The 15419-nt window shown below is 59.6% G+C and carries 17 protein-coding genes and 3 tRNA genes; 11 read left to right on the top strand and 9 right to left on the bottom strand.

Going from position 1 to position 15419, the window contains the following annotated elements:
- Positions 1-29 precede the first annotated feature (29 nt).
- Positions 30-1094 (top strand): bifunctional DNA-binding transcriptional regulator/O6-methylguanine-DNA methyltransferase Ada, encoded by a 1065-nt coding sequence (gene ada / locus BSF40_RS21335; protein WP_095966619.1) that lies wholly within the window; start codon positions 30-32, stop codon positions 1092-1094.
- On the opposite strand, the gene BSF40_RS21330 is transcribed toward ada, so the two are convergent.
- Positions 1095-2078, bottom strand: a complete 984-nt coding sequence (locus BSF40_RS21330; protein WP_095966618.1) for an MDR family oxidoreductase — start codon at positions 2076-2078, stop codon at positions 1095-1097.
- A 213-nt stretch (positions 2079-2291) separates the two neighbouring features.
- Between BSF40_RS21330 and BSF40_RS21325 the strand changes: the two genes are divergently transcribed.
- The 8 genes from BSF40_RS21325 (at position 2292) to BSF40_RS21290 (ending at position 8263) form a co-directional block, all read left to right on the top strand.
- Positions 2292-3359, top strand: a complete 1068-nt coding sequence (locus BSF40_RS21325; RefSeq protein WP_095966617.1) for a nitronate monooxygenase family protein — start codon at positions 2292-2294, stop codon at positions 3357-3359.
- Between the two features lie 124 nt (positions 3360-3483).
- Entirely contained in the window at positions 3484-4251 is a 768-nt protein-coding gene (gene modA, locus BSF40_RS21320) for a molybdate ABC transporter substrate-binding protein (protein WP_095966616.1), read from the top strand.
- A 1-nt stretch (position 4252) separates the two neighbouring features.
- On the top strand, positions 4253-4933 hold the full coding sequence (gene modB, locus BSF40_RS21315) for a molybdate ABC transporter permease subunit (RefSeq protein WP_015094922.1): 681 nt from the start codon (positions 4253-4255) through the stop codon (positions 4931-4933).
- Positions 4934-4936: 3 nt separating this feature from the next.
- Positions 4937-6016: a molybdenum ABC transporter ATP-binding protein gene (gene modC / locus BSF40_RS21310; protein ID WP_095966615.1), complete on the top strand. Its 1080-nt coding sequence runs from the start codon at positions 4937-4939 to the stop codon at positions 6014-6016.
- 75 nt (positions 6017-6091) lie between these two features.
- Positions 6092-7117, top strand: coding sequence for a DNA topoisomerase IB (locus BSF40_RS21305; protein ID WP_095966614.1), 1026 nt, complete (start codon positions 6092-6094; stop codon positions 7115-7117).
- Positions 7118-7189: 72 nt separating this feature from the next.
- Complete coding sequence (locus tag BSF40_RS21300) at positions 7190-7411, top strand: hypothetical protein (RefSeq protein WP_095966613.1); 222 nt, start codon at positions 7190-7192, stop codon at positions 7409-7411.
- A gap of 129 nt (positions 7412-7540) precedes the next feature.
- On the top strand, positions 7541-7771 hold the full coding sequence (locus tag BSF40_RS21295) for a hypothetical protein (RefSeq protein ID WP_007975977.1): 231 nt from the start codon (positions 7541-7543) through the stop codon (positions 7769-7771).
- A 207-nt stretch (positions 7772-7978) separates the two neighbouring features.
- Positions 7979-8263, top strand: coding sequence for a hypothetical protein (locus BSF40_RS21290; RefSeq protein WP_007975979.1), 285 nt, complete (start codon positions 7979-7981; stop codon positions 8261-8263).
- Positions 8264-8296: 33 nt separating this feature from the next.
- Here the strand turns inward: BSF40_RS21290 and BSF40_RS21285 are convergent, their stop codons facing one another.
- A complete protein-coding gene (locus tag BSF40_RS21285) occupies positions 8297-8953 on the bottom strand; it encodes a TetR/AcrR family transcriptional regulator (protein ID WP_095966612.1) in 657 nt (218 codons plus the stop codon).
- Positions 8954-9132: 179 nt separating this feature from the next.
- Between BSF40_RS21285 and BSF40_RS21280 the strand changes: the two genes are divergently transcribed.
- Both BSF40_RS21280 and BSF40_RS21275 read left to right on the top strand, forming a co-directional pair.
- Positions 9133-9975 (top strand): NAD(P)H-binding protein, encoded by an 843-nt coding sequence (locus BSF40_RS21280; RefSeq protein WP_095966611.1) that lies wholly within the window; start codon positions 9133-9135, stop codon positions 9973-9975.
- 93 nt (positions 9976-10068) lie between these two features.
- A complete protein-coding gene (locus BSF40_RS21275; RefSeq protein ID WP_095966610.1) occupies positions 10069-10263 on the top strand; it encodes a hypothetical protein in 195 nt (64 codons plus the stop codon).
- Between the two features lie 122 nt (positions 10264-10385).
- On the opposite strand, the gene BSF40_RS21270 is transcribed toward BSF40_RS21275, so the two are convergent.
- From BSF40_RS21270 to BSF40_RS21235, 7 genes are all read right to left on the bottom strand, one after another.
- Positions 10386-10991, bottom strand: a complete 606-nt coding sequence (locus BSF40_RS21270) for a hypothetical protein (protein WP_095966609.1) — start codon at positions 10989-10991, stop codon at positions 10386-10388.
- Positions 10992-11517: 526 nt separating this feature from the next.
- The gene (locus BSF40_RS21260; RefSeq protein WP_095966608.1) at positions 11518-13065 is read right to left on the bottom strand and encodes a phospholipase D family protein; all 1548 of its coding nucleotides are present in this window, start codon (positions 13063-13065) and stop codon (positions 11518-11520) included.
- Positions 13066-13316: 251 nt separating this feature from the next.
- Positions 13317-13403 (bottom strand) — tRNA-Leu (locus BSF40_RS21255).
- Between the two features lie 195 nt (positions 13404-13598).
- A tRNA-Cys gene (locus tag BSF40_RS21250) sits at positions 13599-13672 on the bottom strand.
- Between the two features lie 47 nt (positions 13673-13719).
- A tRNA-Gly gene (locus BSF40_RS21245) sits at positions 13720-13795 on the bottom strand.
- A gap of 63 nt (positions 13796-13858) precedes the next feature.
- On the bottom strand, positions 13859-14419 hold the full coding sequence (gene pgsA, locus BSF40_RS21240) for a CDP-diacylglycerol--glycerol-3-phosphate 3-phosphatidyltransferase (protein WP_007992985.1): 561 nt from the start codon (positions 14417-14419) through the stop codon (positions 13859-13861).
- A gap of 32 nt (positions 14420-14451) precedes the next feature.
- Positions 14452-15419, bottom strand: a 968-nt coding sequence (locus BSF40_RS21235) for an excinuclease ABC subunit UvrC (RefSeq protein WP_141249771.1), incomplete at its 5' end; no start/stop codon positions are given.

Below are 15419 nucleotides of genomic sequence, written 5' to 3'. Positions count from 1 at the left end.
GCAGGCAACTCCTCAAAGGACGTGACGCCATGACAACCCGATCGACCAGGATCACCACCGAAAACGATCCGCGCTGGGCCGCCGTGGTCGCGCGCGACCCCAAGGCTGACGGGCAGTTTGTCTATGCCGTGAAGACCACAGGCATCTACTGCAACCCCAGCAGCCTTGCGCGCTTGCCCAAGCCACACAATGTCGAATTCTTCGATAGCGCCGAACAGGCCCGGGCCGCGGGGTATCGTCCGAGCAAGCGCGCGGCAAAGGATCAGAGCGAACTCGCCGCGCAGCATGCCGCCACCGTGGCCGCTGCCTGCCGCCAGATTGAAGGCGCCGAAACGCTACCCACCCTGGGCGAACTGGCCGAGGCTGCGGGATTGAGCAGCTTCCATTTCCATCGCGTGTTCAAAGCCGTCACCGGCCTGACGCCCAAGGGCTACGCCGATGCCCATCGTTCACGCAAGGTGCGCGAGCGCCTGGCAGACGGCGGCTCGGTGACCGATGCCCTGTATGACGCCGGCTTCAACTCCAACAGCCGGTTTTACGAAACGGCAGACCAGTTGCTCGGAATGAAACCCGGGGACTACCGCGCGGCCGGGCAAAACAACGACATTCGTTTTGCCGTGGGCCAGTGTTCGCTGGGGGCGATTCTGGTGGCGCAAAGTGAACGCGGGGTTTGCGCGATTTTGCTCGGTGATGATCCGCACCAACTGGTTTGTGATCTGCAAGACAAGTTCCGGCGAGCCAATTTGATTGGCGCCGATCAGGCGTTCGAAGCGTTGATTGCCAAGGTCGTCGGCTTTATTGAAGCCCCGGCGATTGGCCTGGACCTGCCATTGGATGTACGCGGCACCGCATTTCAGGAGCGGGTCTGGCAAGCACTGCGGGAGATTCCCGTTGGCAGCACGGCGAGCTACGCCGATGTCGCGCTACGCATCGGTTCGCCAAAAGCCGTTCGCGCCGTCGCTCAAGCCTGCGGCGCGAACAGCCTGGCCGTGGCGATCCCGTGCCATCGCGTGGTGCGCAGCGATGGCAATCTCTCGGGCTATCGCTGGGGTGTCGAGCGCAAACGCCAGTTGCTGGAGCGCGAATCGCGGTAATCAGCGATTCACATCCACCACCACGCGCCCGCGCAACTGCCCGGCAAGCAAGCGCGGTGCGGCCTCAATGGCTTCGCTCAAGCCAATTTCGTGACTGATCAACGGCAACAGGTTGAAGTCCAGGTCCTCGGCCAGGCGACTCCAGGCCTCCACGCGCTTGGCTTTGGGCTGGGTCACGCTGTTGATGCCGGCCAGGGTCACACCGCGCAGAATGAAGGGCGCAACGGACGCCGGAAAGTCCATGCCCTGCGCCAAACCGCAGGCCGCGACGGTGCCATTGGCCTTGGTGCTGGCGCACGCATTGGCCAGGGTGTGGCTGCCGACCGAATCAATGACGGCCGCCCAGCGCTCCTTGGCCAAGGGTTTGCCCGGCTCGGATAGCGTGGCGCGATCGATGATTTCGCTGGCGCCCAGTTGCTTCAGGTAGTCGTGCTCCGACGTACGTCCGGTGGACGCGACCACTCGATAGCCAAGCTTGCTCAGCAACGCGATGGCGAAACTGCCGACGCCACCGTTGGCGCCGGTGACCAGGATTTCACCCTGCCCGGGCGTCACACCGTTATGTTCCAAAGCCAGGATGCACAGCATGGCCGTGTAGCCGGCCGTACCGATGGCCATCGCCTGGGCGGCGGTGAATGCCTTGGGCAGCGGGATCAGCCAGTCACCGTTCAGGCGAGCTTTTTGCGCCAGGCCGCCCCAATGCCCTTCCCCTACGCCCCAGCCATTGAGCAGGACATGGTCACCGACCTTGTAGTCCGGATGCCCGCTGACCTCGACCACACCGGCCAGGTCGATGCCCGGTACCATCGGGAATTTGCGCACCACCGGACTGCTGCCGGTGATCGCCAGGCCATCCTTGAAGTTCAGCGTGCTGTAGGCGACACGCACCGTGACATCGCCCTCGGGTAACTGATCGTCCTGGATCTCTTGCAGTGTGGCCCGGTAACCGCTGTCGTCTTTGTCGATCAAAATACCTTTGAACATTAAGGCCTCTCAATGGAATCAGTCGCGTTGTGGTGCATTTGAAATAACACATGGCAACGGATTGTCGTACCCGACTTTAAGCCAATCAACCGACCCGTCGGGCACCGAAGAAAGCCCGGTGAACTCAAATGACGACTGGCCTTGCGCCAATCGTTGCGTTACAAATCCTGTTCTACCGTCCCTGCCCTGCTTCAACGTCGGAGAACACAGCACATGAACCCATGGCCAGATACCCGCATTCTTGACCTGCTCGGGATCGAACTGCCGATCATTCAGGGGCCGATGGCCGGTGCCACAAACTCGTCCATGGTGATTGCGGCCTGCAATGCCGGCGGCCTCGGCTCGATGCCCGCGGCGATGCTCAGCATCGATCAACTGCGCGAAGAGCTGAAAACCATCCGCCAACACACCCGGCACCCGATCAACGTCAATTTCTTCTGTCATCAGCCTCCAGCCCCTGATGAGCAACGCGCGCAGGACTGGAAAAATCTGCTGCAACCCTACTACCAGGAACTCGGCGCCGATTTCGATGCGCCAACCCCGGTGTCCAATCGAGCGCCGTTCGATGACGCGGCCTGCCAAGTGATCGAAGAGTTTCGCCCCGAGGTGGTGAGCTTCCACTTTGGCTTGCCGGAAAAGTCCCTGCTCGACCGGGTCAAAGCCACCGGTGCGAAAGTGTTGTCCTCGGCCACCACCGTCGAAGAAGCCGTGTGGCTGGAGCAGCATGGCTGCGATGCGATCATTGCCATGGGCTATGAAGCCGGAGGCCATCGCGGGATGTTTCTCAGCGATGACCTGAGCAGCCAGGTGGGGACTTTCGCCCTGGTGCCGCAAGTCGTCGATGCAGTGAAAGTACCGGTGATTGCCGCTGGCGGCATCGCTGATGCACGAGGCGTCGCCGCTGCCTTCATGCTGGGGGCGTCGGCGGTACAGGTGGGCACCGCATACCTGTTCACCCCGGAGGCCAAGGTCAGCCCGTCCCATCACAAAGCGTTGCGCACCGCCAAGGAAAGCGAGACGGCGGTGACCAACGTGTTCACCGGTCGCCCGGCCCGGGGCATTCTTAATCGGGTGATGCGTGAACTGGGCCCCATGAGCGCCAAGGCCCCGGCCTTCCCCCTGGCCGGTGGCGCGTTGATGCCGTTGCGGGCCAAAGGTGAAGCGGAATTCAGCAACCTCTGGGCCGGCCAGGCATTTACTCTCGGCGTTGAATTGACCACCGAGGCACTGACTCGAAAACTGGCTGAAGAAGGATTAGCGAGGCTGCTAGGTCGCCTCTGAGCATAACCTGCGTTAAAATTGTATACAATTTTAACGCAACACATTCCGTTTAAAGGCAATTCGCTATATATTTCTCTACATAACGATTCACCCCTGCTGCAATAGCCTTTAACGGAGCCGTTTCATGACCCTTCGCGCCTCACGTTTTACCCCTGCATGCCTCACGAGCCTGCTCGCCGTATTCGCCTTCGGCTCAGCCCAGGCGGACGAAGTCCAGGTGGCTGTCGCTGCCAACTTCACCGCGCCCATCCAGGCCATCGCCGCTGATTTCGAAAAGGATACCGGGCATAAACTGGTCACCGCCTTTGGTGCCACCGGCCAGTTCTACACCCAGATCAAAAACGGCGCGCCGTTCGAAGTGTTCCTCTCGGCAGACGACAGCACCCCGAAAAAACTCGAGGCCGAAGGCGATACCGTCAAGGGTTCGCGCTTCACCTACGCAGTCGGCACCCTGGCGCTATGGTCGGCCAAGGAAGGCTACGTCGATGCCAAGGGCGACGTGCTGAAAAAGAACGAGTACCAACACCTGTCCATCGCCAATCCGAAGGCCGCGCCTTATGGCCTGGCGGCGACCCAGGTACTGGCCAGGGAAGGTCTGACCGACAAGGTCAAGGACAAGATCGTTGAAGGCCAGAACATCACCCAGGCCTATCAGTTCGTCTCCACCGGCAACGCCGAGCTGGGTTTTGTCGCGCTGTCGCAGATCTACAAGGACGGCAAGATCACCAGCGGTTCGGCCTGGATCGTTCCGGCCAGCCTGCACGACCCGATCAAGCAGGACGCCGTGATCCTCAACAAGGGCAAGGACAACCCGGCCGCCAAGGCATTGGTTGACTACCTCAAGGGGCCTAAGGCGGCAGCTGTCATCAAGTCCTACGGCTACGAAATCTAAAATGTCGCTATCGAGTGCCGATTTTTCCGCCATCTGGCTGACCCTGAAACTGGCGTCCCTGACGACCGTCATCCTGCTGATTGTCGGCACTCCGATTGCGTTATGGCTTTCGCGCACCCGCTCCTGGTTGCGCGGTCCGGTCGGGGCGATTGTCGCCCTGCCGCTGGTGTTGCCACCGACCGTGATCGGTTTTTATCTGCTGCTGGCGCTAGGCCCTCACGGATTCATTGGCCAGTTCACCCAATCACTCGGTCTTGGCACCCTCACGTTCAGTTTTGCAGGGCTGGTCATCGGCTCGGTGTTGTATTCGATGCCCTTTGTCGTCCAGCCGCTGCAAAACGCTTTTTCCGCCATTGGCACGCGCCCGCTCGAAGTGGCCGCAACGTTGCGGGCCAATCCCTGGGACACCTTTTTCAGCGTGACCCTGCCCCTGGCCCGCCCCGGTTTCATTACCGCCGCCATTCTCGGTTTCGCCCACACGGTCGGCGAGTTCGGCGTGGTGCTGATGATCGGCGGCAACATTCCCGAGAAGACCCGCGTGGTCTCGGTGCAGATCTACGATCACGTCGAAGCCATGGAATACGCCCAGGCCCATTGGCTGGCCGGGGCGATGCTGGTGTTCTCGTTTGTTGTCTTGCTGGCGCTGTATTCCAGCCGAAAAACCAAAGCGGGCTGGAGCTGAGCGATGATTCACATGCGCCTGAAACTGGATTACCCAGGCTTCGCCCTGGACGTCGACCTGCAACTGCCGGGCCGTGGCGTCACGGCGCTGTACGGTCATTCCGGCTCGGGCAAGACCACTTGCCTGCGCTGCATCGCCGGCCTGGAACGGGCCGATCAGGGTTTTATCCAGGTCAACGATGAAGTCTGGCAAGACAGCGACAACAAGGTTTTCGTCGCGCCGCACAAACGCACGCTGGGCTACGTGTTCCAGGAAGCCAGCCTGTTTCCTCATCTGTCGGTGCTGGCCAACCTGGAGTTCGGCCTCAAGCGCATCCCGAAGTCGCAGCGTCGGGTCGACATGGCCCACGCCACCGAATTGCTCGGCATCCGCCATTTGCTGGACCGCCATCCGCAACACCTTTCAGGCGGCGAGCGACAGCGCGTCGGCATCGCCCGCGCTTTGCTCACCAGCCCGAAACTGTTGTTGATGGACGAGCCCCTGGCGGCGCTGGATGCCCAACGCAAAAGTGAAATCCTGCCTTACCTGCAGCGGCTGCACGACGAGCTCGACATTCCGGTGCTGTACGTCAGCCACTCCCAGGATGAGGTCGCGCGGCTGGCCGACCATATCGTGTTGCTCAGCCACGGCAAGGCACTGGCCAGCGGTCCGATCGGCCAGACCCTGGCGCGCCTCGACTTGCCTCTGGCCATGGGGGACGACGCCGGTGTGGTGATCGAAGGTCGTGTCAGCGCCTATGACGCCGACTATCAATTGCTGAGCCTGCAATTGCCCGGCACCAGCCTGAACATTCGGGTACCGCATACGCCCATGGATGCAGGCCAGGCACTGCGCTGCAAGGTCCAGGCGCGGGATGTCAGCCTGAACCTGCACAGTGCCGGGCAAAGCAGCATTCTCAATCGCCTGCCGGTCACTGTAGTCAGTGAAATGAACGCCGACAACGCCGCCCATGTGCTGATTCGCCTGGACGCCGCCGGTACGCCGCTACTGGCGCGGATCACGCGCTATTCCCGCGATCAACTGAACGTCCACCCTGGCCAGCAACTCTGGGCACAAATCAAAGCGGTCGCAGTACTGGCGTAAATCCGCCGGCACGACTGCAGCGGGGCGCGGTCCATGGCTGTAACGCCCCGTGATTCCTCGCCCAGGACGCCTGTCATGCCCGATGCACTGCCGCCTGACTTGCATTATGTCGATGACACCCAACCGGGCATCACCCGCAGGAAACTGCGGGGAAAATTCGCCTATTTCGACCCGGCTGGCCAGCGCATCACCGACCCGGAGGCAATCAAACACCTCAACGCACTCGCGGTGCCACCCGCCTATACCCAAGTGTGGATCTGCGCCGATCCATGCGGGCACCTGCAGGCCACCGGCCGGGATGCCCGGGGTCGCAAACAATACCGTTATCATCCGCGCTGGCGGGAGGTGCGCGACGCCGACAAATACTTGCGCCTGCGTGAGTTCGGGCTGGCCTTGCCGAAACTGCGTCAGCGACTTGAAGCCGAATTGGCGGCACCGGGATTCAGTCGCGACAAAGTCATGGCCACGGTCATCACCCTGCTGGACACGACGTTGATTCGTATCGGCAACAGCCAATATGCCCGGGACAACCGCTCCTACGGCCTGACGACCTTGCGCAGCCGCCATGTGGAGATCAACGGCAGCGCCATCCTGTTCCAGTTCCGCGGCAAAAGTGGCGTCGAGCACCAGATCACCGTGAAAGACCGAAGACTGGCGCGGATCATCAAACGCTGCCAGGACATTCCCGGGCAGAACCTGTTTCAGTATCTGGATGAAAACGGAGACCGGCACACCGTCTGTTCATCCGACATCAAAAGCTATTTGCAAACCCTCACCGGCGCCGATTTCACCGCCAAGGATTACCGCACCTGGGCCGGCAGCGTCCTGGCCCTGGCGATGTTGCGCAAACTGCACTGGGAGCCTGAAACGGATGCCAGGCGGCACCTGGTGGAAATGGTCAAGAATGTGGCCAGGCAGCTCGGCAATACCCCGGCGGTGTGCCGCAAATGCTATATCCACCCCGCGGTGCTGGATGGCTTTCTTCTCGGTGACCTGGCGCAACTGCCAAGAACCAGGGCGCGCAAGGGGCTATCGGCCGAGGAGGTCAGACTGGCGAACTTCCTTGAGAGAATGCCCGTCGCGCCTGAACCGACGAGTTGACCTGCCTATTTTTTGCACGATCACCAATGACTTCTATAGTTGAACTGAACACGAATCCGCTGCGGAGACGCCATGGAAGACATTTTCGTCGTGAAGCGTTGCAACAAGATCATCATCCATGGCCGCCGTGCGGGTGAAAATGACCATCTGCCTCCGGATGCCGCGGTCTGGTATCGCATCGCCGATACCCGCACCCAAGGCTTTATCGGCGATGGCTACGACACTGAAGAAGACGCTCAGCGAGTTTGCCGGCAGTTGAACGCCAAATCACAAGTGACAGCCCGACAAGTTTGAGGGCCTGTCACCATTTTTTAACGGGTCTATACTGAAATGGCTGAAGGAACAGCGACCCCAACGGCAGAAAGCTCGCTCCCAGCGGGCTTTTTGCTGCCACACCAGGTTTCTTGAACGGAGGTGTCTCCCATGTCCGAAAAAGAGTCCATCACCACCCTGCTCACCTTGCTGGACTCCCGTCAGGCGCGCCTGGCTGCGGCCTGCAAGGAAATCGCCGACTGGGTCGATCATCAAGGCGGACACCCCACCGCCCTCAGAATTCGTGATCGCCTGAACGACATCGAGAAGGACACGCCGCTGATCCGGCACACGCTGTCTTCTCTCCAGCCTGTCGACCGGCCTCTGCCTCGGTTCAGATGATCCGCCACGGACTCGCGGTACGAGGACAGGCCCGATTCGGGCAGCATGACCGGTGGCACTGACGCCTCCGGATAGCTGTCTGCCTGCCGAGTTTTTCCCCTCTCTTGCAACCCGACCTCGTGCCGGGATTTTTTGTTGCGCAAAACCAATCGAACGTCACCGCTCACGTGGGGTCAACCGATCACACGTCACCAAGGAGACGTTCCAATGGTCACTCATTTCAAAGTCAGCGGGCACCTGGCCTGCGGTCACCACGGCAACAACCTGGTATCGACCCGCGAACTCAATCGGGTGAAATGCAGAAGCTGCCGAAACACCGACGCCTACAAAGAAGCCCGCAAGGCTGAACGCAACGCCGCCCGCCGCGCAGCACGCAAAGCCAAAGCCGTGCACACCGCCGATAACTGGCGTTCAGCCTGGACCGAACGACTGACCGCGATGGCCGGCCTGCAACGACTGCCACGGGGATTTGCCGGCCAACCTTTCGTCTAAGCAATTGAAACAGCTACCAGGCTTTTACTGCGATCAGATGTCCCTGCACGCTGGCTCCATGACCTCGCGCAGGGACATGCGCTTGAACGCCTCGACCAGCGCGCGCCCTTCCCCTGGCGTACAAGTGACAGCCAGCCGCATGGTCGCCTCGCCCAGGTGCCAGATCAAAAACGCGGATTGCCGGACCTTCAGCTCATCGCTTTGCGGATATACACGAAGCATGGCCTGGGCCAGCAGCGCTCCGGCCACCCGACTCTCCTGCAGCTCCAGCTGCAACAACTGCTTGTCGGCCTGCATGCCGGACCAGATGTCACGCATCACCGGTGTCGCCATCACGATTTCGTAATACAGATCGAGCAACTGCGAATAGGCGGCCTGCAAACCCTGGGCATCCTCGACAGCCTCCAATGCCTGTTCAATGCAACGACGGCTCTCAGCGTTGTAGCGTTCGGCGAGCGTTCGGATGACGGCGCTCTTGTCGGGAAAATACTGATAAAGAGAACCGATCGAGATTTCCGCGCGCTCGGCGATTTCACTCATCTTGAGCTGATCGCTGCCCTTGTCTGCAATCAATTGAGTCGCCGCGGTCAGAATCCGCTCCTGACGCTCGCGACTGCGCTGTTGCGTGGGATTACGCCGAACAGCTTCTGCAGCAGGCTGTTCGAGGGCTTCAGGGGGCTTTTTGCGCACGAGTGAATTTCCCGATCAATAACGTGACATGTACTCACCTTAGCATCGCCCATCCCCATGCCAAACAACAGATGTCCACCCGTCGGGCGATTCGATCCGATGGGTTGACGCACAAACATGAGGATCTATCATATTTTTAATGTGAGCATTACTCACATTAACCGATGGAGATGAACGCGATGAACACCGCTCAGCAAACCCTGCTGGTCCTCGGCGCCACCGGCAAAACCGGTCGGCGAATCATCCAACGACTCGAAGCGGCCGGCCTGCCCGTTCGCCAGGGTTCCCGCGATGCGAATCCTCCTTTCGACTGGGAGGATCGATCAACCTGGGACGCGGTAATCGAGGGGGTTCATGCGGCCTACATTTCCTTCCAGCCCGATCTCGCCGTTCCAGGTGCTGTCGAAACCATCCAGGCTTTCACCGATCTGGCGGTGAAAAGCGGAGTCCGCAAACTGGTGTTGTTATCCGGGCGCGGCGAAGTCGAAGCAGAACAGGCCGAACGTGTCGTACAGGACAGCGGGATTGACTGGACGATTCTGCGGGCCAGCTGGTTTTGCCAGAACTTCAGCGAGGCGCACTTTCTTGAACCCATCGTGCAAGGTGAACTCGCACTCCCCGTCGGCCAGGTCGCCGAACCCTTTGTCGATGCGGACGACATCGCCGAGTGCGCCGTCGCCGCATTGACCCAACCCGGGCACACACACCTGCTCTATGAATTGACCGGTCCTCGGGCGTTGACCTTTACCGACGCCGTGGCCGAGATTGCCCGTGCCACCCATCGCAACATCGAGTTCGTGGCCATACCGGCGCACGCCTATCGACAGGCAATGGAACAGGAGCAACTTCCCCCGGCGTTGATCGATCTGGTGCTGTACCTCTTCACCACCGTGCTTGACGGCCGCAACACACCCGTGAGCGATGGCGTACAGCGGGCACTGGGACGGCCGGCGCGCGACTTCAGCGACTACGTGCAGCGCACCGCGGCTGCGGGCATCTGGGGTAACGGGCGTCCGATGTAACGCATTGGCGAGAACAGGGTTCGTCGGCTAGGGTGTCTTGCGTATCGAACTGCGGTGCCTTTATTGGCAGGAGCCTGATCAAGGAGAAAACGCATGTCACTCAATCGTAGTGCGGAACAAACCTACCGCCAGTGGTCCACCCCGATCCTGCTGGAACTCAAGGAGCGAGAGCATCAATTGACCCCGTCCGACCGCCAGGCGTTGGAAAACGTATTGCTGGAAAGAAGGCTGATCAACACCGGCAACCCGACCGGCAGCGATCGTCGCAAGACCGGCCCGGCTTCCTGAAAAAAATCCGGCAACCACCATCAAGACAGAAATGATGGCGCAGAAACCGCAAGGGCTTGCATCGGCTTTCGCTGGCAAGCCCTTGATCCCCCATAACGCCCGCTAGCGGAGTCTCTGCCGCGCTAGAACCACCCACCGCGATCATCTTCCAGCGCCTGGCGACACTGCTTGAGTTGGGCGTTGTAAATCTCCGATTGCTGTTGCACTTTCCGGGCAACCTGCATCAGCCACGGTTTACTGCGATAGGAATTGCGGCTAAAGCCCCCACGCCCCTCGTGATAAGCCAGGTACTGATTGTAGGTGTCCCATTTGGAGATTCCGAGCTGACGTTGCGTGCCCGTGGTGTACCAGCCGATAAACATGATCGCGTCGTCGAAACTGTCACGTGAACCGCCGTTGCCGGTACTGTCCTTGTACTCACCCCACACCGGGTCCTGAGCCTGCGCATAACCGTAGGCCGAACTGACTCGCCCCCAGGGGATCACCCAGAGCAGGTAGTCACGCGGCGGCAATGCGTCCGCCACGTAGCTGCTTTCCTGCTTCATGATGGCCATGGCCACATGCAGTGGTGTCCCATATTCACTCTGCATTTCCAGCGAGTCCTCGTACCAGTCTGGATATTCACGATAAATACTGCAGAGATTGTCTTGATCCTTGGGTGGCGTGGTCGTGCAACCTGTCAAAAACATGAACAACAAAGCCAACAGCAAAAAATTTCGTTGTGTCATTCATCACGCTCAAAAATAAGGTTCTTCGCACAATCCCGGGTAACTACTGTAGGAGCCAGCTTGCTGGCGATGGACTCCAGTGCGCCGCGTTCATCCAGTTCATACGCGCTATCGTTAACAACCATCTCTGGCAAGCCAGCTCCCACAAGGGTCCGTGCCCACGCGGGAAACTGTAGGAGCCAGCCTGCTGGCGATGAACTCAAGTGCCCCGCGTTCATCCAGTTCACACGCGTAATCGTTAACGACCATCGCTGGCAAGCCAGCTCCCACAAGGGGCCGCGCCCACGCTAAAACTGTAGGAGCCAGCCTGCTGGCGATGGACTCCAGTGCGCCGCGTTTATCCAGTTCACACGTGTAATCGTTAACGACCATCACTGGCAAGCCGGCTCCTGCAAGGTGCCTGAGTCAGGCAATTGCAGGCAAAAACGTCAGAAGACTTTCAGCTTGATCGCGTCACCCTTATCGAAAGGGTTCTTTGTAAATCCCTGTTGCACGACGAGACCAGAGGGGGACTCCGGGTTTCGATTCAGAGCATCTTCTCCAGGCCGACCTTGTCGCTGAGCCAGGCTTTAAAGCTGCGCCATTTGCCGCCGGGTTCCTTGCTCAAGGTATGTTGGCGGCCGTCGTCCTCGGTGAACCAGACGACTTCACCGTTTTCCAGTCGGGCCTGGTAACTCATGGCCGGCGCCATGCCATCAAGCGCCGCCTGGCGCACATAGCCGGCCAGTTCGGGACTGTCGACCAGCACCCCGACTTCAGTGTTCCAGAACACTGAACGCGGGTCGAAATTGAACGAGCCGATGAACACTTTCTGCTTGTCCAGGATCATGGCCTTGGTGTGCAGGCTGGAGTCCGAGCCACCACTGAATCCAAACGAAGAGCTGCGGCCGGGATCGTCCGGCTGACGCCGCAGCTCAAAGAGTTTCACGCCATGTTCGAGCAGCGTCTTGCGATACGGTGCATAGCCGCCATGCACCGCCGGCACATCGGTGGCTTCCAGTGAGTTGGTCAGCAGGCGCACATCAACGCCGGCATCGGCACGGCCCAGTAGATAGTCCATGCCCGACTGTTGCGGGACGAAGTAGGCCGAGATCATGATCAGCTCGTTACTGACGCCATCGAGTTCAGGCCGCAGTTGTGTGGCCATCAATAACGCGCGTGCAGGTTCGCCGTCAGCCAGGACCTTGCTCGGAGCGTCCCACATCGCCGTGCTATGGGCCCAGATCAGCTGCTTGCGCCAAGTCTCGAGTTGCGGTCGAGTCTGGTAGGTCATGAGATGGTCGTACAACGCCCTGTGCTCGGTACGTGAGGACTGGAGCGACTGCTCCAGACGTTGGCGGCTCTTGAGCAAGTCCTGTGCTGTCGGCTTGTTGATCTGGAAGTCACTGATCGACTGGCTCAAGGCGCTGTTCCAGTACTGATCGAAGCTGTGCCCCAACTGCTCGGCGACCGGGCCGATGCAAAGCAGGTCCATGTCGGTGAAGTTGAGATCGGGCTTGGCGTCGAAATATTCATCCCCCAGGTTGCGTCCGCCGACGATGGCTGCGCTGTTGTCAGCCAGCCACAGTTTGTTGTGCATGCGTCGGTGTTGTTGGGAAAGATCAAGCAAGCGGCCCATGGTTCGAGTGACGATGGTGCTGCGGCCCAGATGCAAAGGGTTGAAGACGCGGATATGGATGTTCGGGTGCACCGCCAGGGTAGCGATGACTTCTTCCTGGCCGTCGGTGGCCGTGTCATCGAGCAGCATACGTATCCGTACGCCGCGATCGGCAGCCAGCAGCATTTCATTAACCAGTGCCCGGGTGCTGAGACCGTTATGCACGATGTAGTACTGCAGATCGACGGATTTCTGCGCATTGCGGATCAACTCGGCGCGCGCCCGGAATGCTTCACTGCTGTTGGGCAGCAAGCGAAAACCCGAACGCCCCTCATGCGCGGCGGCCTGAGCCTGGATCGAACGCCCGAAAGCCGATTCACTGGCGGGGATCGCCTCGCTGAAGTCATGGGGCAAGCGCGTGGTGGCGCAGCCGACTAGCAGCAGCGCGAACAACATGGCGCAGAGGAACCGGGACATGGGCTGGCCCTCAACATCGACGGGTGTAGATAGGGACCCGGCATCCAGCCAGTACCGGCTGCCGAGAACATGCAGCCCTCGATAATCCGCACGACTTGTTCCAGTAAAGCCCGTTTCAGGCAGCGTGTCGAAATCTACCGGTTCCCTGCAGAGCATGCAGTCGGGCAGTAGCGAATTGCGAAAAAGATTTTTTGATGGCGGAAAAAACTAAGGGCCTGCATGAGGTATCTCACGCAAGCCCTTGATATTCATGGTGCCCGAAGCCGGAATCGAACCGGCACGCCCTTACGAGCGGGGGATTTTAAGTCCCATGCGTCTACCAGTTTCGCCATTCGGGCGGTAGCGCGGTGAAGCGTCCAGGTTGTGCCAAATAACGATCTGGCAATTCTGACGCCTGTGCAGCAGAGGTGGAAATATATACATCCCGCCCCGGTGAAGCAAGTTCGCAAATACCCTTTTCAAGACTAAATCTTGCAGGCTGCTGAAAATAAAAAAGCTCCGTAAATCATAGATCTACGGAGCTTGTTTATTAGTGGAGGCCGAGGTCGGAATCGAACCGGCGTAGGCGGATTTGCAATCCGCTGCATAACCATTTTGCTACTCGGCCTCAAAACATTTGATATCTAGTAGCGCGATATCAAATGCGTACAAACTTGGAGCGGGAAACGAGACTCGAACTCGCGACCCCGACCTTGGCAAGGTCGTGCTCTACCAACTGAGCTATTCCCGCGTCTTGGTGTGGCGCATTCTATAGAATCCAGAAGCCCCGTCAACCCTTTGATTCAAAAAAGTTTTATTTCTTTTCAACGTCGGTCTTCAGATGTGGCCAGGCAGCCCGCAGGTACTGGACCATCGACCACAAAGTCAGGCCGGCCGACACCATCAGCAAGGTGTAGCCCAGCAAGACCCAGAAACTGAAATCCTTGGGATTGGCCAGCAGGATCACCAGTGCGAGCATTTGCGCGGCGGTTTTCCATTTGCCAAGGTTCGATACGGCGACGTGGGCACGTGCGCCCAGTTCGGCCATCCATTCGCGCAGGGCCGAGACGACAATCTCGCGACCGATGATCACGGCCGCCGGCAGCGTGAGCCACAGGTTTCCGTGTTCCTGCACCAACAGTACCAGCGCAACCGCGACCATCAGCTTGTCGGCAACCGGATCGAGAAAAGCCCCGAACGGTGTGCTTTGTTCCAGGCGGCGGGCCAGGTATCCGTCCAGCCAGTCGGTGGCGGCAGCAAAAGCGAAGACCGAGGCGGAGGCCAGGTAGCTCCACTGGTAAGGCAGGTAGAACAGCAAAATGAAGATCGGAATGAGCAGAACGCGTAGAACGGTAATCAGATTAGGGATATTCATCGGCACAACTGGCTACGAGGTGAGGGGGCATTCTACTCGCTGTGCAGATTTGCATAAATCAACTCTGCGAGCTTTTTACTGATCCCGGGGGTTTTGGCAATTTCTTCGATGCTTGCACGAGACAGCTCCTGCAATCCACCAAAATGTTTTAACAAATCCCGCCGACGTGTTGGACCGACGCCAGCGACGCCTTCCAGTGTAGACGTCCGACGGGTTTTTCCACGCCGGGCGCGGTGCCCGGTAATGGCAAATCGGTGGGCTTCGTCGCGAATCTGCTGGATCAGATGCAGCGCAGGAGAATCGCCGCGCAAGGTGAACTCATGCGCGGCATCGTTCAGGTACAGGGTTTCGAAACCGGCCTTGCGTGTCGCGCCTTTTGCCACGCCGAGCAGGATCAGATCAGGTACGGCCAGTTCATCGAGTACGTCACGGGCCATGGACAACTGGCCTTTACCGCCATCCACCAGCAGGATATCCGGCAGCTTGCCCTCCCCGTCCTTCAGTTTGCTGAAACGTCGGGTCAACGCCTGGTGCATCGCCGCGTAATCATCGCCGGCCGTAACGCCTTCGATGTTGTACCGGCGGTAGTCGGACTTGATCGGGCCTTCGGGGCCGAAGACCACGCAGGACGCCACCGTCGCCTCGCCACTGGAATGACTGATGTCGTAGCACTCCAGGCGTTGTGGAGGCTCATCCAGCTTCAGCACCTCGGCCAATGCATCGAAGCGCGCCGTAATGTGCTGACGATTCGCCAGGCGCGCATTCAGCGCCTGCTCGGCATTGGTCACGGCCAATTGCTGCCAGCGCGCTCGCGTACCACGCACGCGATGGCTGATGGTCAGTTCACGACCGCGCAGCTCGTCGATGGCCGCGATCAGTGTTGGAAAGTCATCGTGGACCACATTGACGATCAACTCGCTGGGCAAGTCGCGTTCAGGGCTGCTGATGAAGTATTGGCCGAGAAACGCGGCCATGACTTCAGAAACATCTTCTTCAATAC

It is taken from the genome of Pseudomonas sp. ACN5, from assembly GCF_002303975.1.
Classification (GTDB): Bacteria; Pseudomonadota; Gammaproteobacteria; order Pseudomonadales; family Pseudomonadaceae; genus Aquipseudomonas; species Aquipseudomonas laurylsulfatiphila.
The sequence above is the reverse complement of the archived record's forward strand: the minus strand, read 5'-3'. Positions and strand labels throughout refer to the sequence as shown.

What these genes read in the sequence shown, in the direction of transcription:
- BSF40_RS21280 (WP_095966611.1), top strand. Translation starts at nt 9,133, where the DNA reads ATGAACACCGCTCAGCAAACCCTGCTGGTCCTCGGCGCCACCGGCAAA.
- BSF40_RS21325 (WP_095966617.1), top strand. Translation starts at nt 2,292, where the DNA reads ATGAACCCATGGCCAGATACCCGCATTCTTGACCTGCTCGGGATCGAA.
- ada (WP_095966619.1), top strand. Translation starts at nt 30, where the DNA reads ATGACAACCCGATCGACCAGGATCACCACCGAAAACGATCCGCGCTGG.
- BSF40_RS21290 (WP_007975979.1), top strand. Translation starts at nt 7,979, where the DNA reads ATGGTCACTCATTTCAAAGTCAGCGGGCACCTGGCCTGCGGTCACCAC.
- modA (WP_095966616.1), top strand. Translation starts at nt 3,484, where the DNA reads ATGACCCTTCGCGCCTCACGTTTTACCCCTGCATGCCTCACGAGCCTG.
- BSF40_RS21260 (WP_095966608.1), bottom strand. Translation starts at nt 13,065, where the DNA reads ATGTCCCGGTTCCTCTGCGCCATGTTGTTCGCGCTGCTGCTAGTCGGC.
- BSF40_RS21305 (WP_095966614.1), top strand. Translation starts at nt 6,092, where the DNA reads ATGCCCGATGCACTGCCGCCTGACTTGCATTATGTCGATGACACCCAA.
- BSF40_RS21275 (WP_095966610.1), top strand. Translation starts at nt 10,069, where the DNA reads ATGTCACTCAATCGTAGTGCGGAACAAACCTACCGCCAGTGGTCCACC.
- pgsA (WP_007992985.1), bottom strand. Translation starts at nt 14,419, where the DNA reads ATGAATATCCCTAATCTGATTACCGTTCTACGCGTTCTGCTCATTCCG.
- BSF40_RS21330 (WP_095966618.1), bottom strand. Translation starts at nt 2,078, where the DNA reads ATGTTCAAAGGTATTTTGATCGACAAAGACGACAGCGGTTACCGGGCC.
- BSF40_RS21270 (WP_095966609.1), bottom strand. Translation starts at nt 10,991, where the DNA reads ATGACACAACGAAATTTTTTGCTGTTGGCTTTGTTGTTCATGTTTTTG.
- BSF40_RS21300 (WP_095966613.1), top strand. Translation starts at nt 7,190, where the DNA reads ATGGAAGACATTTTCGTCGTGAAGCGTTGCAACAAGATCATCATCCAT.
- modC (WP_095966615.1), top strand. Translation starts at nt 4,937, where the DNA reads ATGATTCACATGCGCCTGAAACTGGATTACCCAGGCTTCGCCCTGGAC.
- BSF40_RS21295 (WP_007975977.1), top strand. Translation starts at nt 7,541, where the DNA reads ATGTCCGAAAAAGAGTCCATCACCACCCTGCTCACCTTGCTGGACTCC.
- modB (WP_015094922.1), top strand. Translation starts at nt 4,253, where the DNA reads ATGTCGCTATCGAGTGCCGATTTTTCCGCCATCTGGCTGACCCTGAAA.